Origin of the sequence: Caballeronia udeis (assembly GCF_001544555.2) — a bacterium.
Classification (GTDB): domain Bacteria; phylum Pseudomonadota; class Gammaproteobacteria; order Burkholderiales; family Burkholderiaceae; genus Caballeronia; species Caballeronia udeis.
Genome location: NZ_FCOK02000120.1, coordinates 1 through 17920 on the forward strand (window position 1 = coordinate 1; position 17920 = coordinate 17920).

Consider the following 17920-nt stretch of genomic DNA (forward strand, 5'->3'; position numbering starts at 1 on the left):
TTTCGGCTAAGCAGGCTAAAGCCTGAGAGAGGCGTTTTATCTCTTGATCTAGGCCTTTCAATGGATGACACTTTTAAGAGCAGGCAAATGAGACGGACCGAGAAATAGCGACAGCGAGCAAGAAACATCTCAAATACGCAGCAAAAAAAACCGTAAGAACTTCAGAATAATGGTCATCAACCAAGATCAGCACGGCGGTCTGGTTTTCAGCGAATCGGACTTGCCTCGTTTCGTCTGGCACCAGCACCCGCCACCTACGTCCTCTAGCGGCGCATCGAGATTCAAGAAATCCACCGTGTTCGTTACAGGCTCCACGCATAGCAGGTCCGCATGCGCCGAGGGCGCGAACGGAACCAGCCCGCCGTGACGACTTGTGTGTAATGGAATGCCCTAAACCCCCTTCTTCTCCCGCAATCTCTCAATCAACTCACGAGGCACGTTCCAGTCCCGCAGGATCGCGTCGTTGTCCTGCCCCGGACTCGCGGGCGGCGAACTCACTTCCGGCACCGTGCGGCTAAAGCGCGGCGCGGGACCCGGTTGCGTCACCCCGTCCACATCAATGAACGTTCCGCGCGCCCGGTTATGCACATGCTCCGGTGCTTCGTTCATATCGAGCACGGGCGCAAAGCAGACATCGGTGCCTTCCATCAATTCACACCACGCCTGCCGCGGTTTCGTCGCGAAGATGGCCGCTATTTTCGTTTTCAGCGACGGCCATTGCTCGCGACCCATCTGCGTGTTGAAGGCCGCATCGTCAATACCGCAAAGCTTCAGCAGCAAAGCATAGAACTGCGGTTCGATCGCCCCGACCGACACAAATTTGCCATCCGCGCACGCGTAGGTACTGTAGAAATGCGCGCCGCCGGCAAGCATGCTCGAGCCTCGTTCACCCGCCCATGCACCAAACGCCTTATAGCCGTAGATCATCGCCCCCAGCAGCGCGGAGCCTTCGACCATCGCGGCATCGATCACCTGCCCCTTGCCCGACCCGCGCGCTTCCAGCAGCGCGCACAACACGCCGAACGCGAGCATCATGCCACCACCGCCAAAGTCACCCACCAGATTCAGCGGCGGCACCGGTGGTGCATCGCAACAGCCAATCTCGTGCAACATCCCGCTCATCGCGATGTAATTCAGATCGTGTCCGGCAGCGTTGGCGAGCGGCCCATCCTGCCCCCAGCCCGTGACACGGCCGTACACAAGCTTCGGATTGCGCTCCAGGCACACGTCCGGCCCGAGGCCAAGCCGCTCCATCACGCCGGGGCGAAAACCTTCGATCAGCGCGTCGGCCTGAGCAACGAGATGCAGCACCAGCTCACGTCCTTCCGGTTGCTTGAGGTCCAGCGCGAGCGAGCGGCGCCCGCGCGCCATCACATCGAATTTCGTGCCTTGCATGGGATACGGCGTAGCGCCGCCGGTCGGCTGACGATCTATACGGATCACGTCCGCACCCATGTCGGCGAGCATCATGGCGGCGAACGGACACGGTCCGAGCCCGACCATCTCGACCACGCGAATCCCCTTGAGCGGCCCGCTCATCGCAACGTCCCATGCGATAAACAATCCGGGCCCGGCAACACATGAATTGCTGCAGACTTCATATTGGTTTCCCTTGGCGGAAAGAGTGTGCGAGACCAGCGTTTCTCTTAAGCGGCTGAATTCCAGATGCTCTTCGATTCCGGAAACTCTACATCAGCGGACCCAAGCGTCTCCAGCTTACGTTTAATACATCCTAGCGCCAATGCCCCCATTTATCTTTTCTAGCCGGGTACCATTGAATAGAATTGAACTGCAGTGAATCGACTCGAATGCTGCTCGTGCAGCACGAAGACCAGGCGGTCCGCGATCATGTCCATGGGAGTCTGCTAATGAGTCTTCAGAAAATCAAACAAGCGAGCGTAAGCGCCGCTTGCACTCTTCTTTGCGTGTGCGCAACAGCGCAGGCTCAAACGGCCAGCAGCGCGGTCTCAGCGTCCGGACAAACAGGGAGCGTCACGCCGGTCAGCGTCGTGGTGACGCCCGGTTTCACCGGCGACGATCCGGCTGCCGTGAAGGACGCGCTGGCCCGCAAACTCACCGGCAGCAAGACGCGCACGTTCGCGCATCGCGTAGAAGATCTGATCGGCGATGCGCTACCGAAAACCTTGCACGACGCCGCGTTGATGGATGCCAAGCTGGGCCGCGACCTGGCGTTCGTTGTGCCCGCCCCGGATGGAATCCGCTACCGGTCGAAGGCCCACGTAATGACGGTTGACGTGGATCTGTCGGACAGCGATCACCCCAACACGATCGTACTCAAGAAGAGCATCACCGGGCCGCGCGGCCGAAACCTGGTGGTAGCAGCCGAAGCGATATCCAAGGGCTACATACAGAACATCGACATCGTCGAACTGGATCCCGTCAACAGGCACAACAAGACAACGGTGCATGGACGCTTCGTGCTGTCGCCGGAGGCATTCTCGCAAGATGACGGCGATCTCGCGCTCGTGTTGATCTGTCGCGTGGTGCCGCCTTATCTGACGCAGACCAAGGACCATACCGACCCGAGCAACGAGGAGCCCACCGACATCACCACACGCACGGCAACGCTCTACGCGAACGTCGGCGACATCTGGCTGATCAACCGCGAAAAGGGCATTGTGCTGTCGAAGGGACTGCACCTGGTGAAATGAGCGCGGCGGCGGCGTCACATGAATCGCAGGCCCCCCGGCACCGCGCTGATTTTCACCTAGCTCGACAGCAACACGTCAAGCTGGTTGCGCAGCCTGTCGGTCGCTTGCGTCATCGGCGCACGAAGTTCCTGGCGAATCATTCCCAGGACCTCGAGCGCACACTTCACAGGTGCTGGATTGGGCTCTGATACGAGTGCTTGTATGAGTGGCGCCAGTCGATGAAACCGCGCACGCCCTTCATCGATTCGCCCTTCCTTGATGGCGTCATGGACCGCAACGAACTCGGCCGCGCGCACATGCGCACTTGCCGCGATCGCGCCATGCCCGCCAAGACATAGCGTGCTGAAGATATTCAGGTCTTCACCCGCCAGCACCGACAACCGTCCATCGAGGATCAGCGCAAGCGTTGTGTCCAACGATCCGGCGCAGTCCTTGATGGCGTGAATGTTGGGATGACCGGCAAGCGTCAACAAAGTCGCGAGGTCCAGCCGAACACCGGTCCTATACGGAATGTCGTAGACAATCAGAGGAGCCGTGCTGGTATCGGCGAGCGTGGTGAAGTGGCTTGTCAAACCAGCCTGCGACGGTCGAACATAATAAGGCGCGGGAACCAGCAAACCGGCAATCGGAAGCTCGTTCAAGCGAAGCGCACGCTCGCGAAGCTCCGCCGCGTTATTGCCGGCCAGCCCCACCACGACCGGAACGGTCTTCGCCTCATCCAGGATGGTCGCGAGAACCTGTTCTTGCTCAGCGTGATCAAGCGACGAAGGTTCACCTGTTGTTCCCAGTGCAACGAACCCCGTTATCTTGGCTGCAATGTAGGACCTCACCAGACTTCGCAGCGCGTCGTGATCGACTCGTCCGTTTTCAAACGGCGTGACAAGCGGAATCCAGATACCAGAAAAAATCGACATTCCATACTCTCCTGTTTGACCGATAAAAACCGTCAGGGTGTCGGAGAACAGGGATGGAGATCGAGCGGCCGTGTCAGTTCCGTCACACCTGACGGAACAGCGCTCCGGTCAGATGAGCGACGGTTTTTTGCTTTTGGAACCCGCGTGCGCGAGCGGTCGAATCACGTCGATGTGAACGAATGCACTGCGAGGAAATACGTGATGCGAGTTCATGACGGATAGTCGCTGTGACGGCTCGTGGGATGCGCTTGTTGACTAGGAGAAACGCTTGATGTTTGTCTATTCGAACGCCGCTCGTTTCCGTGGCATGAGTTCCCAACCTAAGGTTGTTCCAGCCGCCGCCAGCAAAATCAGCGCGGCGCCTACAATCTGTAGCCATCCTAACCGCTGTCCGAACGCAACCCGGTCCACAATGATCGCCACAACCGGATAGATGAAGGACAACGCTCCCGTGATGGCAGTGGGGAGTTTCTGAATGGCGCCATAAAGCAGCACATACATGATGCCGGTATTGACCACCCCGAGCACGATAAGATCCGCCCAATGATTCGGGGTTGCGGGCAGATTCCGGAAATCGACAAACGGCGCAAGCATGATGATGCCGAGCGCCACGTGCAACAACGCAATCAAGTGGGGCGGCGTTCCCTTGAGCTGCTTGGTCACGACGGAACAGATCGCATAGAGAAATGCCGCACCGAGCGCATAGCCAATACCTTCCAGATATTCACCGGGCCGGGCCAACACCGCAGGCTCCACGCGCACGACCAGCACGAGGCCCAAAAACGCGATGCCCAGCCAGAGAATCGTGCGCAAGGTGATCCGCTCGCGGAACACCACCGCGCCGAGCAGGACGAGCATGAACGGCTGGGTGTTATAGACGGCGGTCGCCATGGATATGGAGGCTCGCGAATAGGCCGCAAACAACAGCACCCAGTTGCCGACAATCGTGGCGCTGCCAAGTGCAACCAGTCCAAGCATGCGCCATGAAAACAAGCTTTTGCGCAGCATCCCTTTTAACGCGCAGATCGCGAGCAGCGTCGCCGCGCCGAACACGCAGCGAACGAACACCACGTTCAGCGGCGTTTGCTGCGACGACACGACGAGCCAGCCGACCGTGCCGGATATCAGCATCGCTACAGTCATTTCTACGCAGCCAACGCGCGTCTCTCTCGAACTCATCGCCTCGCCTTTCAAGTAGTGCCAGTGCTGCCGGTCCAGTAATTTTAGTGGGCTGCCAAGCGTGATTCAATGTGTAAAATGAGCGGACATCGACGTTTTAACTTCAAATCGAAGGTCCATTTGAAGAATCGCCTTTCTTCTCCTCCGGGTCTTGTTTTGCTCGACCAGACCGACCGCGATTTACTGACCATTCTTTCCGAGGACGGCCGGATCGCGATGAGCGAACTCGCGCGCCGGATCGGATTGTCGGCGCCCAGTACCGCCGAGCGCGTGCGCCAGCTCGAAGCGCGTGGCGTGATACAGGGGTTCGCGGTCAGGCTCGACCCGCGTTCGCTCGGATACACGCTTCAGGCCATCGTCCGGGTCAAACCGCTGCCTGGACAATTGCACCTGGTCGAAGAGACCATCCGGCGCATTCCCGAATTCGTCGAATGCGACAAAGTCACTGGCGACGACTGTTTTGTTTGCCGGCTCTTTCTCAAGACAATCGGACAACTGGACGAGATTCTTTCGAAGATCGCGGAGCGCGCCGAGACCAGCACGGCGATCATCAAGTCAACGCCTGTCGAACGCCGCTTACCGCCCCTGGATTGAACGGCGCGCAGGAACATTCAACTTCAGCGACGCCACCGCGTCCTGCAAACAATCCAGCAGCAACGAAGCAGCCGGCGTCAGCGGACTGTCGCGGCGCGTCACTACACCAATAGCGATGGGCGGCGGCAGATGGCCTATGGGCAACACGGCGATGCCCTCGCGCACCCACGGCTGGTCCAGCAAAGGCTCGGGCAACATCGCGACGGTATCCGAGCCGCGCAGCAAACCGTGCGCAATCACGAAGCTCGGACACTCGATAATCTTCTGCGGCACCGGCAAACCGTTCGCGGCGAAAAAATCGAGCAGCCCGCGCGTCGAACTTTCGGGCGACGGATTCAACAGCCATTCCGCATCGACGAGTTCAGCCAGGGACGTGCATTGTGCGAGCGGATGATCTTGCCGCGCGACGACCACAGCACTGATCTTGTATAGCTCGATGTAGTCGAATGCGGGACCCAGATGCTCCGGCACGACCACGGCCACGACGAAATCAAGTGACCCGTCACGCAAACGCGGCAACGCAACGCCCGGAAATCCTTCGATGAAACTCACGCGCGCATGCGGCATCTTCTTGCGAAATGCACTGAACGCTTCAGGCAGGATCGACAACGCGGCGGTCGGCGTGACGGCGGCCGCCACGCTGCCGGTAACCGCGCCCTTCATATGTTCGATGTCGTCTTCCGCGCGACGCATCTCGCTCACCACCATCTGCGCCCGGATCCTCAACTGCAACCCGAACGCGGTCAATTGCACACCGCGCGCGGTGCGCAGCACCAGCGGCACGCCCAGGTCCTGTTCGAGTTCTTTCAACGCCTTCGTCAATGCTGCCTGTGACAGATGCAGGCTACGCGCCGCCGCGCGGATGCTGCCCTGCTCGGCGACGGTGAGGAACGCGCGCAACTGATGATATTTCATCGGAAATTCGAGGGTTTATACCGACAACTATAGGTAGTCACAAATTTAATTAACTGTCTTTTGGTTTTCTTTGTGACTTTATATGCTTGACCGGAAGCAGTCACGCTGAATATCGAAACGTATTAAGGATTAAGGAGTTGGTCATGCTGTCAGTCGATCCCGTCATTCCTGGAATTGCCGCCATCGCGCCGGACCTCATCGCCGTGCGGCGCCAGATCCACGCCAATCCGGAACTCGCGTTCGAGGAGCGGGCGACCAGCGACCTCGTCGCCAGCCTGCTCACGCAATGGGGCTACGAAGTGACGCGCGGCCTCGGCAAGACGGGCGTGGTGGGCGTGCTGAAAACAGGCAACGGCGGCCGGCGCATCGGCCTGCGCGCCGACATGGACGCGCTGCCCATCGAGGAAGCGACCGGCCTGCCCTACACCAGCGCGGTACCGAAGACCATGCACGCCTGCGGTCACGACGGCCACACCGCAATGCTCCTGTGCGCCGCGCGTTACCTGGCGGAAAGCCGGCAGTATTCCGGCACGTTGACGCTGATCTTCCAGCCGGCCGAGGAAAGCTACGGCGGCGCACGCGCGATGATTCAAGACGGTCTCTTCGAGCGGTTTCCGTGTGACGCCGTGTTCGGCCTGCACAACATGCCGGGCTACGAAACGGGTGGCATGAACTTCTGCACCGGCCCCGCGATGGCCTCAGCCGACCGCGCCACCATCGTGCTGCGCGGGTTGGGCGGGCACGGCGCGCTGCCACACCTGTCGCGCGACCCCATGCCGGCGGTGGCGGGAATCATCCTCGCGCTGCAGAGCATTGTGGCGCGGGAAATCGATTCGCAAAAGTCGGCGGTGATCTCGGTCGGCAGCGTGAAGGCCGGCGACGCCTTCAACGTGATTCCGCAGACCGCCGAGATGAAACTGTCGATCCGCGCGCTGGATCCTGCTGTGCGCGACCTGTTGCGGCAACGCATTACGGCGCTCGTGCATGCGCAGGCGGCGTCGTTCGGGGTGGAGGCGGAGATCGACTACGAATGGGGTTATCCCGTGCTCGTCAATCATGCCGAACCGACCGCGTTCGCGGCTGAAGTCGCACAGAAGATGCTCGGTGCGCAACGCGTGAATACGCAGGCGCATCCGCTCATGGGCAGCGAAGACTTCGCGTTCATGGCCGAGGTCGTGCCGGGCGCGTACGCATGGATCGGCAATGGTGTCGAGGGCAAGGGGAGCTGCATGGTCCACAACCCCGGCTACGACTTCAACGACGACATTCTTGCCATCGGCGCGAGCTACTGGGCCCGCCTGACCGAAGCCTATCTCACCGACTGAATCATTTCGAACCTCGTTTCAAACCCGCCTTCACCTGCCCGCCTTCACCTGCATCACGCACCGCGTTTCGAGAGAAAACATGAGCATACCGACCGTATCAGGCCTCGACGTTGCACCCGGCGCAGTGCTGGGTCAGCGCAAGCAAAGCCGCGCGCGGCTCGTCACTGCGGCGGCAGTGGGTAATGCACTCGAGTTCTACGACTTCACCGTCTATGGGTTCTTCGCATTACTGATCGGTAAGCTCTTCTTTCCGGTCCACGATCCGGTCGGACAGTTGTTGCTCGCGGTCGCGAGCTTCGGCGTGGGCTTTTTCACGCGCCCCGTGGGCGGCCTTGTGATCGGCATGTACGCGGATCGCGCCGGGCGCAAGAAGGCGATGGTGCTGACGCTCGGGCTGATGGCAGTGGGCACCGCGATGATCGCCGTTGCGCCAACCTACGGGCAAGCAGGTTTCCTCGGCCCCGTCATCCTCGTCATCGCGCGGCTGATCCAGGGGTTTTCAGCGGGCGGCGAAGTGGGGGCGTCGACTACGCTTCTGCTCGAACAAGCGCCGTCCAACCGGCGCGGCCTGTATGCGTCGTGGCAGTTCGCAAGCCAGGGGCTTGCCGCACTCGCGGGCGCGTTGACAGGCGTAGCACTGACAGCAACGCTCTCGACCGCGCAACTCGAAAGCTGGGGATGGCGCGTGCCGTTCCTGATCGGCACGCTGATCGTGCCGGTCGGCTGGTGGTTACGCAAGACGCTCGAAGAAGAGCCGGTGCAGGCACCGAAGCAGAAAGCGCCGAAGCTGCCTCTCCTCGATGTACTCCGCGATCACCGGCGCGCAGTGCTGATGGGTCTGGGACTGACGATTGCCGGGACATCGGCGCATTTCATCATCGTGTTCTACCTGTCGATCTACGCCGTCAAGACGCTCGGCCTGCCGCCTGGAATCGCGATGCTGTCGGGTTGTGTATCGGGCGCGATTATTTTTGTGCTCTCACCGGTCGGCGGATATTTGTCCGACCGCTTCGGACGCAACTCGCTCGCGCAAGTCACGCGTGTCGTGCTGCTGCTCGCCATCTATCCGGCCTTCGTTGCATTGAACCGATGGCCGACGGCCAGCACGCTGCTCACGGTCGTCACGCTTCTTTCCTCGGTGCATGCGATCAATATTGGCGGTGTGGGCGCCATGCTCGGCGAGCTCTTTCCGCGTTCGGTCCGGGCGACCGGCGGCGCCGTGGTCTATAGCCTTGGCGTCGCGATCTTTGGCGGCTTCGCGCAATTCTTCGTGACCTCGCTGATCGTCGCGACGGGCAGTGTGCTCGCGCCCTCATGGTATGTGATCGGCTGCGGCCTGCTGGGGTTGATCGCCGTCGCCTTCATGGATGAAAAGTCGCAGACAGCGCTGGATTGATCGAGCAGGCGCAGCGGCATAGGTACGAATACTCCGGGCTGGCGGCATGGCCTGCGCAGATCTGACCGGCCGCCTCGAGCTTCGCTTGCAACGATCAGCGTTCGAACACCAGCAACGTCGACGTCGCCGATGCATACAAACGCCCGGTAGCATCGGTCAATGTGGCTTCAGCGAATGCGGCGCGCCGGCCAATCGAGATCACGCGGCCCTCGGCACGCAGCAATCCGGAGTCGCGCGTGACCGCTTTGTGATACGCGATCTTCAACTCAAGCGTGGTGTACGCCTGCGTGGCCGTGAGCCGTGAATGCACGGCGCAACCGCATGCCGAATCCAGCAGCGTGGCTGCATAGCCGCCATGAACCGTGCCGATCGGGTTATACGCGTGATCGCCAGGCATGCCGGTGAAGACAGCAAGGCCGGCATCGACCTCAACGAAGTCGAAATCCAGCGACACCATAATTCCTGGCTTGCGCCCCGATGACATCAGCGCACGCAACTGCGCGAGGCCGTCGAGACCCGCGCCGGTTTCATCGATAAGGCTCATCGTTTCATCTCCGGTTGATTTGAAAACGATGATACTGTGAATATGCACACTTCGCTGGAGCGCGAACGATCCTTGAAATGGCTGGCGCTATTTCCGGCGTTCTCGAGCCCGCACGTTTGTGAATGTCCATGCGGGCTCGAGACAAGACACCGCGATCAATGAGGCGTCTCGTTCAGGTCGTATTTCATGACCCGTCCGTGGCGCCCTTCCAGATCCCGTTCGCTGCTGTAGACATCGCCATCGAGCAGACGGCGCTGCGCCAGTACGGCGTCGAGCTCGGCCAGATCAGCGGGATCTAGCGTCGCTTGCATCACGCGCAGGTGATCGGGCAAATGATCGCCGCGCCGCACGCCAACAATAATCGCTGCGACCCGCGGTTGCTGAAGCACCCAGCGCATTGCGATAGTCGGGATGGTCACTGCATGGCGCTCCGCGATTACCTTCAGCGCGGCCAGAAGCTGCTGAAACAAATCCCAGCCCCCGAAGTCATCGATCATCAGCTTGTATTTGACGAGCGACCGGTTCTCGAGATCATCGGTCGGTTCGCTCCTGCCAAGCCAGCGCTCCGACAGAAAACCTCCGGCAACCGTGCCGTAGCACAGCAGTTGCATGCCCGCACCCGCGCAAAACGGCGAAAGCACCGGCAAGGGACGCTGATCCAGCAACGAGTACTGAACCTGCATGCTGACGAGCGGCGTCCCGCCTTCAACCAGTTCGCGAGTGTGGGCGGTGTCGAAATTGGTGCCGCCAAGATGCGCGATCTTCCCTGCCCGCTGCAACTCGGTGAGCCAGCGCGCCGTCTCGAGATAACGCGGCACGTTGTAGTCCCACCAGTGAAACTGCACGAGATCGAGACGTTCGACACCCAGGCGGCTCAGCGACCGGTCAATCGTTCGTTCGACCTGCTGACGATCGAGTGCAGGAAGCGTCGCGAGATCGGGAACGTACTTGGTGTGAACGCGCAGATCGCGAAGGCTGTCTCGGCCTTTGCGAGCAACGTAGTCGCGGCGGAATTCACCGATCATTTCTTCCACGCCCGTGTAGATATCCGCGCAGTCGAACGTCGTGATACCGGCCTCGTAGTAGGCCGCCATGTCGGCGATCGCCGCGTCCCTATCCACCAAACCGTGGCCACCGGCGAGCTGCCAGCCGCCCTTGAGCAGACGCGAAATGGTGTAGCCGGGGACCAGGTCGATGCTGTACTGCGAACTCATTGCTGTTGCTCCGTGGAGGAAAGTTTGACGGCCGTGGTGTCGGCGTGGCTAAAGCGGCGCAGGCCTGAGCGCACGATCCTGAAACGTGAGGGGCAGTTTGGATCGGGACAGGCGACCTCGGCGTCGGTGCTCATCCAGTCATTCGGATGCAGCCGCCGTTGCTTGGACGCAAGCAGCGGCAGCAGCGCGGCGAGCGAGTAAATAGAAAAGCCCTGACCGGGCGGCAGATGAAGCATCTCGCCCTTCAGTTCGAAGTAGTCACCCACCTTGGCGCCGCAGTACAGCTTCGCTCCGTCCGGCGCGACGACCTCGACGCGCAGGTCGTATAGCTCGAAAACATCGTCTGCGGAGGCAGTCGGGTCTTGGGTGGAAGGCATGGATATCTCCTGGAATAAGGGTGCCGACAGGAGCCCGGCACTCACGCCGCGTCAGCATATGCAGCATTTTCGTGCAGCCTGAACATACACTTTGACCGAGTGTACGTATCGTTATTTTGTACGTCAATACTGCACGGCCGCATTCAATCAACGATTTTTCTGGGCGTTTTCCCGACTTCAATCTAGAAATATCCGTTATTTGTTTTTGACACGCTTGAGTTTTTGTGCTGCCTGAGTGCACACTTCATCTCAGAATATGTGCAGTCAAAATTTACAGGAGGTGGCATGGACAGCAGCTATCAAGGTGAGCGAAGTCGCCCTCGTTACTGGTACCGATGGATGCTGGCCATTCCATTCATCTGGCAGGCCGCGTTGGCGCCGGCGGTGAACGACATCGCCGCAAGGCCGTTCGGATTGCCCTTCCCGATGTTCTGGCAGATGGCCGGCATTGTCCTGGCGAGCATCGTCATAGGACTGGTGTTCTTCATGGATCGCCGCGCGGGCGTGGAAGACGAGGAAGCCGCCTTCCTGGAAAGAACCTCTGCGTCCACGGGAGATGCGCAATGAAAATAACCATCGTGCTGTGCATCCTGCTGGCCACCGTAGTCGGCGCGGTCGCTTACGGGCGGCGTACCAGCAAAGGCGCAACGCTCGCGGAGTGGGCTGTCGGCGGACGCAGCCTGGGCACGCTGATCTTCTGGTTCATGAATGCCGGCGAGGTCTACACGACCTTCGCCGTGCTCGGTATTTCCGGCTATGCATGGGCGCTTGGCGCACCGGCCTACCTTGCCTTCTGCTCGGTATCGATGAGTTACGCGGTCGGCTACTGGTTGATGCCCCGCATCTGGAAAGCCGGCCGGCTCGGCAAGCTGGTCACGCAAGCCGACTTCTTTGCAGCACGCTTCGACGCACCCTGGCTCGGCGTAGTCACTGGCGTGATCGGGATTGCCTCGCTGATCGTGTATGTCCAGATCCAGTTGGTGAGCCTGGGACTGATCGTGCAACTCACACTCGATGACGCCATCTCGAGCCACGCGGCGACTATCGTTGCAGGGTTGCTCATGATCGCGTTCGTGTTCGTTGCGGGCATCCGCTCGGCTGCGTTCGCCGCGGGCGTAAAGGACGTGCTGATGATCGTCGTCGTGGTGTTGTTGAGCGCGACCGTGGCGGCCAAGGTCGGCGCAGGGTCGCTGCTCGATATCTTCGGCATGGTCGAAGCGAAACATCCGGGCATCGGCAAGTTCCCGGGACTCGACGCCAGCTCGCCCACCACCGCCATCTGGCTGATGACCTCGGCAATCAACATCGCGCTCGGCAACTGGGTGTTTCCGCATCTGTTCCAGATGTCGTATTCGGCGCGCAGCGGGACCTCCATTCGGCGCAATGCCATCTGGCAACCGCTGTATTCGCTCGCCTACTTCTTCATCATCCTGCTCGGCTTTGCCGCGCTGCTCGCCAATACGCACCCGCCCGGCGACAACCTGAATGCCGCGTTGCTGCAATTCGTGTCGGAGCGTTATCCGTCCTGGGTGATCGGGCTGGTGGCGGGAACCGGATTCCTGCTTGCGCTTGCGCCTGGCGCCCTGCTGCTGGTCGCCGCAGGTTCGATCTTCACGCGCAATGTCGCGCGGCCGTTCGCTCCGCGTCTGAGCGAAGGTCAATCGCTGGCGTTATCGCGTGCCTCGCTGGTGTGTTTTGCGGGCGTGGCCGTGTACTTGTCCCTCGCTCAGAAGGGGTCGCTGGTCAAGATTCTCCTCGATGCCTACTCGGCTATCGGCATGCTCGCTCCTGGTGTGTTTCTCGGTTTCCTCTGGCGACGCACGAGTGCAACCGGAGTTCTGGCCGGCATGCTCGCAGGCTTCATTGCGTTGCTCGCACCGTTCTCCGCGCATTACTGGGGCACGCACTGGCCGCAATGGGAACCCGGTCTGATCGCGATGGCGATCAACGCCGCCGTCACCATTCTTGTCAGCCTTGTCACGCCCGCACCCGCGCCGGCCGCCGTTGGAATCGGCCTGCTGGACAGCGCCGCGCCGCCGGCAACTTCCCGCACTGGCTACAAGCTCGGCGCGTGAGACGCGGTCAATAACAACACCCGTTCGAACCCTCCTTCGCCTTATCCGCGTTTGCGCACGCTGCCATCAGCAGCATGGCAAACGCTACCCCTTTGCATCCTTGACACGCCTTCTGGAGATCGCCGTGAAAAAGAGCTGGTTCTGTATTGGCGCGTTAATCGCGTCGCCTCAAGTCGTATTCGCCCAAAGCAGCGTGACGCTTTATGGCCTCGTGACAGCAGGGGTTACCTACGTCAATAACACCGGCAAGGGGCCGCTGTACGAAACGGAAACCTGCGCGCCGCCCGGCTGTAACCGATGGGGCCTGAAAGGCCGTGAGGACCTGGGCGGCGGCAATGCAGCGATCTTCACTTTAGAGAACGGCTTCAACATCCAGAACGGGCGGCTGGGCCAGGGAGGCACTGAATTCGGGCGGCAGGCGTTCGTCGGATTGACGAACAACTATGGGACCATCACGCTTGGACGCCAGTACGATTCGCTGTCGGATACGGTCGGCATGTTTCCCTCGAGCAATAACTTTGCAACCGGTTACGGTTCGCACTTCGGCGATCTGGACAACCTGAACCAGTCGATCCGCATCAACAACGTGATCAAGTATGTGAGCCCGGTCTGGAACGGCTTGCAAGTCGACGGCATGTTCAGCCTGGGCGGTCAGGCGGGCGACTTCTCGACCAACCGCGTATGGGCGCTGGCGGGTTCCTACACGGCAGGGCCCTTCGCGTTCGCCGCCGGTTACCTCGATATCAACACACCCGCGACCAACGCGAACGGTACGGGCGGTGTGTATGCGTCCAACGGTAACTATGTAGGATCTCTTAGCAATTATGTGGCGCTGCAGGACGCAAACGCCATGAAGGTCCTTAGCGCGGGGGCCTCCTATTCCATCGGCAATGCGAACGTGGGCCTTGTCTATTCGCATACGCTCCTGAAGAACAGCCAGTATTTCGTGGCCAACGGTTTCGCCAATGCCGGTAGCGGCAGCGATTTCAAACTGGACAGCTACGAAGTCACTGCCACTTATCACGTCACGCCCGCGCTGCTGGTGGGAGGCGCTTATATCTATAACGCGGGCAAGGCCGATTACGAAGGCCTGAAGCCGACCTTCCAGCAGATCAACCTGGGCACCAACTATTCGCTTTCCAAGCGCACCAGCCTCTTTGCCGTGGCCGTGTTCCAGAAAGCGGGTGGGGACGGCATAGCGCCAGTTTTCAACTCGGCGGGGGCGAACGTGGGGAGGACTGCGATAGCGGAAATTGCCGGTGCCGGAGTGGACTCCAGCTCGGCAAAACAGGTGCTCGTGTCGGTCGGGATTACCCACGCGTTCTAAGGCGTCGCGATGTTGAAGGTCGCATGGCCTTGGTACCTGTTCGCTTCTCGCAGGCTCGACATTGCTTCGACGATCACGTTGCAGTCGAGTCTCGCGTCACTGCCATGCATAGCGGCCCGAGCGCCGAATCAAAGCGTGTCTGATCCGAACTAAGATGCGGCCGCATCACCGGCTAGAGCCCAAGCCGCCGTGGGCTTAGGACGGGTGAGAAAATAGAACGCGACGAAGTGCGTGATCATCAGCAGGGGCACGTAGATGATCGCGATCGCGTATGTCGAGCCCAGTTGCCCCGCCATGGCAGGAAGGCCGATCCGAACCGCGTGATAATAGTCGACGATGATGTCCGCGGCCCCCGCGAGATTGAAGGCGACCACGAAAAACCAGAAGAGCCGACGTATCCTGAAGGTGAGCAGCGCAAAGATGGCCAGCACTCCAGTCAGGAAGTCGCCATAAGCGGCGAACTGGGCGAAGCTGGCCGGCAGACCGGGTCCGACAACGCCGGGAAGGATGAAGACAAGCCCGAAGAAGCGGAAGCTGTGCAGCGTAGCAATGACGCGTTGCGCGTCGACACGCTCCATCGACCTGAGCTTGGGCAGGATGTACACGCTGAAGCAAAGCAGCCACGCGACATAGCCTAGAACGAGGTGTATCTGGAAGAGAATTTCGGGTGACATTGCGGAACTCCTGTCAGGGATTGGTCGACGCGGCCTCGAACACCGCGGTCAGGATGCCGGGCCGGCCCGCCGACACGCAAGCTATTGGCGGAACTCCTGATTCGCAAGCCGATTTTAGGACCGCTTCCAGCGAGCGACTATTCCCGATAATATTGATGCGTTATGAAGCAAAACTTCACAGTCCGGCAAGGCGCAATCGACGGTGTCGAGGCGTTCCTGAGCGTTGCCCAGCACCGCAGTTTTCGTAAAGCGGCGGCGCAACTCGGGGTGACGCCTTCGGCGATCAGCCAGACGGTGCACGTACTCGAGGCGCGCATCGGCGCCGCGCTCTTCGTGCGCACAACGCGCAGCGTCGGCCTGACCGAAGCCGGCGAACGATTCCTTTTGCGAGCAAAACCCGCCTTCGAAGAACTCGTCGCTGCGAGCGAGGTCGCGCGTGAACTCGGACAGCGACCGACCGGACTGCTGCGCCTCTCCGTGCCGAGCGCGGCAGTGCCGATCGTGCTGGAGCCACTGATCGCATCTTTCTGCCGCGCCTATCCCGAGGTCGAGGTTGAGATCGTCGCGAGCGCGGAGTCGGTCGACCTCGCGGCCGAAGGGTTTGACGCCGGTGTCCGGATGGGCCAGTTCATCGCGGCCGACATGGTCGCGGTGCGGCTGACCCCGTCGTTCCCGTTCCAGGTCATTGGCAGCCCTGATTATCTGCGTCGGCATAACCGGCCGGAGCGCATTGACGATCTTCGTGACCACACCTGCCTGCGCATACGTCGCTCGAACGGTTCGATCGCGCCCTGGTCCTTTATCGACGGCAACAAGGCAGTTGAGGTAATCGTCTCCGGGCCGCTGATCGCGCGCGACTACCCCACACTCCTCGGAGCGGCGATTCGAGGTGTAGGACTTGCACAAGTGCCGGGCCCGATTGCCGCAGCACCGATTGCCGACGGCCGGTTGCAAGCGCTGCTGACACCCTTCGCCGTCACAACGCCAGGCGTTTTTCTATACCACTCAGGCAGACGCCAGGTCTTGCCGAAGCTGCGCGCGTTCATCGACCACGTTAAATACCAGAACGCTGTCGCTCCCGATGACGGATCCTGAAAACGTGCTGGAAATGGCGCGCAGAATAGTGATCACCGCGTGCGATCACCGCGTCTAAAACCGATTGTCGACCAGTCGCTTTTCAAACCAGTGATGGGCATACGGTTCTGCGCTGAACGCGTCGACTTCAACGTATCCAGATTGCCGGTACAGGGCAATCGCCTCGTGTAGCGTTCGGTTTGTCTCCAGGCGGATAACGCGAACCCCGGTCTGCCGGGCATGTTTCTCCGCCTGATCAATCAACCGGCGGCCTACCCCCATACCGCGAGCGGAAGGGCTCACCCACATCCGTTTGAGCTCGGCTGGAGACTTCTTATGAAATTTAAGCGCGACGCAACCTATCGGACTTCCATGGAGGCTTGCCACGATCAACGCACCCTCTGGCGCCGTTAGTTCATGGGCATCTGCCGACAGGCTTTTCGACGGGTCGAATCCTGCGTCAAAGCGTTCATCAAGTTCGCTGAAATACTGTTCAAAGCACCACCGCGCGTTATCACTACCCGGATCTTCAAGTGCGAAATGCACGAGCGATGCCTGTAGCAAGCGCTCGACTTCAGACATTGCCGCAATAAGTCTTCTGCGCTGTCCATCGGACAGCGGTTCGAGGGCACGTGCAGCGACCGCGTCCGAGAGCCGTTCGAGTTCAGACCTTTCCTTGCGGCCAGCCTGTGTCAGACAAGCCCGGCGTACCCGGCGGTCGCCCGGATGAGTCACGACAGCGACAAGTTTTTGTCGTTCAAGAGAGGCGAGCGTACGGCTGAGATAGCCTGAGTCGAGATTTAGACGGGCGCGAAGAGTACGAACATCCGCGCCGTCAACGCCGATTTCCCATAGGAGGCGCGATTCACCCATTGGGCGGCCGCGTCCGAGGAATCGATCATCGATAGCGCCGATGCTCTCGGCAACTATGCGGTTAAAGCGACGAATTTGGAGAATGTCGGATGCGCTCATATCTCTGACTTTAGTCAGAGATATTCGGTTCGTCAACTTCAACAAACGGACAGCGACGGTGATGGGCGGCCGCAAACCGCCAAGAGGAACGAGGAAGGATTTCTGTAATTTCCATGTGCGAAAATCAGGGTCCGTTCCTATTGGGCAGAAGGATGACATCCATGGACCAGCCCCGTACAAAACTTACGGCACCACTCCTTTCCGACGACTCGATACTATGGTTTTCTGCCTACGGTTTCGGATGGGGATACTGCGCCTTTGCGCTTCCTACCGAAACGGTTTGTGAAAAGCTCGGCGCTGCGAACGAGACCCCGAAACAACTAGTGCTTGCGTTCGAGCTTGGCAAGCGCCGGCTTTTGCAGGCTGTAGAGCAGAAAGCATCGCCGGGCAGTGGCGAACGGATAACGCTTTCGGCCTCAGATTTCTGACGGCGGACTCGCAGCGCTGCTGTATTAGCGGATTGCGGCGCCAGGTGGCCGGTGGCCGGTGCGTAATGCGCCGCAGCGCGCGCGGCACCATCGCGGCCCAGGTACTCGCGTCGGCGGTCGAAGACGTGGTCCATGCGACCGCGTTGCGCGGCGAGCTCGGCTTATTCCATTTCTAATTCAATAGTGTAATAATAAGCACACCTTCCATGTAGAGGTGCGCGCGATGGTTCGTCAAGCGAC

Annotated in this window: 18 protein-coding genes; 9 read left to right on the plus strand and 9 right to left on the minus strand. The window is 60.3% G+C overall.

Features of this window, described 5'->3' with window-relative positions; genetic code table 11:
• Nucleotides 1–390: 390 nt before the first annotated feature.
• Entirely contained in the window at nucleotides 391–1539 is a 1149-nt protein-coding gene (locus AWB69_RS42695) for a CaiB/BaiF CoA transferase family protein (RefSeq protein ID WP_062092812.1), read from the minus strand.
• Between the two features lie 329 nt (nucleotides 1540–1868).
• On the opposite strand from AWB69_RS42695, the gene AWB69_RS42700 reads away from it, so the two are divergent.
• A complete protein-coding gene (locus tag AWB69_RS42700; protein ID WP_062092813.1) occupies nucleotides 1869–2672 on the plus strand; it encodes a hypothetical protein in 804 nt (267 codons plus the stop codon).
• A gap of 56 nt (nucleotides 2673–2728) precedes the next feature.
• On the opposite strand, the gene dapA is transcribed toward AWB69_RS42700, so the two are convergent.
• Both dapA and AWB69_RS42710 read right to left on the minus strand, forming a co-directional pair.
• Complete coding sequence (dapA, locus tag AWB69_RS42705) at nucleotides 2729–3586, minus strand: 4-hydroxy-tetrahydrodipicolinate synthase (RefSeq protein ID WP_062092797.1); 858 nt, start codon at nucleotides 3584–3586, stop codon at nucleotides 2729–2731.
• Between the two features lie 279 nt (nucleotides 3587–3865).
• Nucleotides 3866–4765, minus strand: coding sequence for a DMT family transporter (locus AWB69_RS42710; protein ID WP_062092798.1), 900 nt, complete (start codon nucleotides 4763–4765; stop codon nucleotides 3866–3868).
• 120 nt (nucleotides 4766–4885) lie between these two features.
• Between AWB69_RS42710 and AWB69_RS42715 the strand changes: the two genes are divergently transcribed.
• On the plus strand, nucleotides 4886–5359 hold the full coding sequence (locus tag AWB69_RS42715) for an Lrp/AsnC family transcriptional regulator (RefSeq protein ID WP_156529181.1): 474 nt from the start codon (nucleotides 4886–4888) through the stop codon (nucleotides 5357–5359).
• On the opposite strand, the gene AWB69_RS42720 is transcribed toward AWB69_RS42715, so the two are convergent.
• Nucleotides 5342–6274, minus strand: coding sequence for a LysR substrate-binding domain-containing protein (locus AWB69_RS42720; RefSeq protein ID WP_062092800.1), 933 nt, complete (start codon nucleotides 6272–6274; stop codon nucleotides 5342–5344). The two genes, AWB69_RS42715 and AWB69_RS42720, sit on opposite strands and share 18 nt — an antisense overlap.
• 143 nt (nucleotides 6275–6417) lie before the next feature.
• On the opposite strand from AWB69_RS42720, the gene AWB69_RS42725 reads away from it, so the two are divergent.
• Nucleotides 6418–7599 carry a M20 aminoacylase family protein gene (locus AWB69_RS42725; RefSeq protein WP_062092801.1) on the plus strand — a complete coding sequence of 394 codons (1182 nt, stop codon included), beginning with the start codon at nucleotides 6418–6420 and terminating at the stop codon, nucleotides 7597–7599.
• A gap of 79 nt (nucleotides 7600–7678) precedes the next feature.
• Nucleotides 7679–8995: an MFS transporter gene (locus AWB69_RS42730; RefSeq protein WP_062092802.1), complete on the plus strand. Its 1317-nt coding sequence runs from the start codon at nucleotides 7679–7681 to the stop codon at nucleotides 8993–8995.
• Nucleotides 8996–9089: 94 nt separating this feature from the next.
• Here the strand turns inward: AWB69_RS42730 and AWB69_RS42735 are convergent, their stop codons facing one another.
• The 3 genes from AWB69_RS42735 to AWB69_RS42745 form a co-directional block, all read right to left on the minus strand.
• On the minus strand, nucleotides 9090–9539 hold the full coding sequence (locus AWB69_RS42735; RefSeq protein ID WP_062092803.1) for a PaaI family thioesterase: 450 nt from the start codon (nucleotides 9537–9539) through the stop codon (nucleotides 9090–9092).
• 155 nt (nucleotides 9540–9694) lie between these two features.
• Nucleotides 9695–10753 (minus strand): aldo/keto reductase, encoded by a 1059-nt coding sequence (locus tag AWB69_RS42740; RefSeq protein ID WP_062092804.1) that lies wholly within the window; start codon nucleotides 10751–10753, stop codon nucleotides 9695–9697.
• Nucleotides 10750–11130, minus strand: coding sequence for a TIGR04076 family protein (locus AWB69_RS42745; RefSeq protein WP_062092805.1), 381 nt, complete (start codon nucleotides 11128–11130; stop codon nucleotides 10750–10752). The genes AWB69_RS42740 and AWB69_RS42745 overlap by 4 nt, the downstream gene beginning before the upstream one ends.
• Before the next feature lie 285 nt (nucleotides 11131–11415).
• Between AWB69_RS42745 and AWB69_RS42750 the strand changes: the two genes are divergently transcribed.
• The 3 genes from AWB69_RS42750 (at nucleotide 11416) to AWB69_RS42760 (ending at nucleotide 14532) form a co-directional block, all read left to right on the plus strand.
• Nucleotides 11416–11697, plus strand: a complete 282-nt coding sequence (locus AWB69_RS42750) for a DUF3311 domain-containing protein (protein WP_062092806.1) — start codon at nucleotides 11416–11418, stop codon at nucleotides 11695–11697.
• Nucleotides 11694–13205 carry a sodium:solute symporter family protein gene (locus AWB69_RS42755; protein WP_062092807.1) on the plus strand — a complete coding sequence of 504 codons (1512 nt, stop codon included), beginning with the start codon at nucleotides 11694–11696 and terminating at the stop codon, nucleotides 13203–13205. The genes AWB69_RS42750 and AWB69_RS42755 overlap by 4 nt, the downstream gene beginning before the upstream one ends.
• Nucleotides 13206–13329: 124 nt before the next feature.
• The gene (locus AWB69_RS42760) at nucleotides 13330–14532 is read left to right on the plus strand and encodes a porin (RefSeq protein ID WP_062092808.1); all 1203 of its coding nucleotides are present in this window, start codon (nucleotides 13330–13332) and stop codon (nucleotides 14530–14532) included.
• Between the two features lie 149 nt (nucleotides 14533–14681).
• Here the strand turns inward: AWB69_RS42760 and AWB69_RS42765 are convergent, their stop codons facing one another.
• Nucleotides 14682–15206, minus strand: coding sequence for a hypothetical protein (locus tag AWB69_RS42765; protein WP_062092809.1), 525 nt, complete (start codon nucleotides 15204–15206; stop codon nucleotides 14682–14684).
• A 162-nt stretch (nucleotides 15207–15368) separates the two neighbouring features.
• Here AWB69_RS42765 and AWB69_RS42770 point away from each other — a divergent pair, with 162 nt between their 5' ends.
• Complete coding sequence (locus AWB69_RS42770) at nucleotides 15369–16301, plus strand: LysR family transcriptional regulator (protein WP_062092810.1); 933 nt, start codon at nucleotides 15369–15371, stop codon at nucleotides 16299–16301.
• A 54-nt stretch (nucleotides 16302–16355) separates the two neighbouring features.
• Here AWB69_RS42770 and AWB69_RS42775 read toward each other — a convergent pair whose 3' ends face one another.
• Nucleotides 16356–17252: a bifunctional helix-turn-helix transcriptional regulator/GNAT family N-acetyltransferase gene (locus AWB69_RS42775; protein ID WP_062092814.1), complete on the minus strand. Its 897-nt coding sequence runs from the start codon at nucleotides 17250–17252 to the stop codon at nucleotides 16356–16358.
• A 161-nt stretch (nucleotides 17253–17413) separates the two neighbouring features.
• Between AWB69_RS42775 and AWB69_RS42780 the strand changes: the two genes are divergently transcribed.
• The gene (locus AWB69_RS42780) at nucleotides 17414–17680 is read left to right on the plus strand and encodes a hypothetical protein (RefSeq protein WP_062092811.1); all 267 of its coding nucleotides are present in this window, start codon (nucleotides 17414–17416) and stop codon (nucleotides 17678–17680) included.
• The last annotated feature ends 240 nt before the right edge of the window (nucleotides 17681–17920 follow it).

Bases quoted from the DNA above. Each gene is read 5' to 3' on its own strand.
- AWB69_RS42695 (WP_062092812.1), bottom strand. From the start codon at position 1,539: ATGAGCGGGCCGCTCAAGGGGATTCGCGTGGTCGAGATGGTCGGGCTC.
- AWB69_RS42700 (WP_062092813.1), top strand. From the start codon at position 1,869: ATGAGTCTTCAGAAAATCAAACAAGCGAGCGTAAGCGCCGCTTGCACT.
- dapA (WP_062092797.1), bottom strand. From the start codon at position 3,586: ATGTCGATTTTTTCTGGTATCTGGATTCCGCTTGTCACGCCGTTTGAA.
- AWB69_RS42710 (WP_062092798.1), bottom strand. From the start codon at position 4,765: ATGAGTTCGAGAGAGACGCGCGTTGGCTGCGTAGAAATGACTGTAGCG.
- AWB69_RS42720 (WP_062092800.1), bottom strand. From the start codon at position 6,274: ATGAAATATCATCAGTTGCGCGCGTTCCTCACCGTCGCCGAGCAGGGC.
- AWB69_RS42725 (WP_062092801.1), top strand. From the start codon at position 6,418: ATGCTGTCAGTCGATCCCGTCATTCCTGGAATTGCCGCCATCGCGCCG.
- AWB69_RS42730 (WP_062092802.1), top strand. From the start codon at position 7,679: ATGAGCATACCGACCGTATCAGGCCTCGACGTTGCACCCGGCGCAGTG.
- AWB69_RS42735 (WP_062092803.1), bottom strand. From the start codon at position 9,539: ATGAGCCTTATCGATGAAACCGGCGCGGGTCTCGACGGCCTCGCGCAG.
- AWB69_RS42740 (WP_062092804.1), bottom strand. From the start codon at position 10,753: ATGAGTTCGCAGTACAGCATCGACCTGGTCCCCGGCTACACCATTTCG.
- AWB69_RS42745 (WP_062092805.1), bottom strand. From the start codon at position 11,130: ATGCCTTCCACCCAAGACCCGACTGCCTCCGCAGACGATGTTTTCGAG.
- AWB69_RS42750 (WP_062092806.1), top strand. From the start codon at position 11,416: ATGGACAGCAGCTATCAAGGTGAGCGAAGTCGCCCTCGTTACTGGTAC.
- AWB69_RS42755 (WP_062092807.1), top strand. From the start codon at position 11,694: ATGAAAATAACCATCGTGCTGTGCATCCTGCTGGCCACCGTAGTCGGC.
- AWB69_RS42765 (WP_062092809.1), bottom strand. From the start codon at position 15,206: ATGTCACCCGAAATTCTCTTCCAGATACACCTCGTTCTAGGCTATGTC.
- AWB69_RS42770 (WP_062092810.1), top strand. From the start codon at position 15,369: ATGAAGCAAAACTTCACAGTCCGGCAAGGCGCAATCGACGGTGTCGAG.
- AWB69_RS42775 (WP_062092814.1), bottom strand. From the start codon at position 17,252: ATGAGCGCATCCGACATTCTCCAAATTCGTCGCTTTAACCGCATAGTT.
- AWB69_RS42780 (WP_062092811.1), top strand. From the start codon at position 17,414: ATGGACCAGCCCCGTACAAAACTTACGGCACCACTCCTTTCCGACGAC.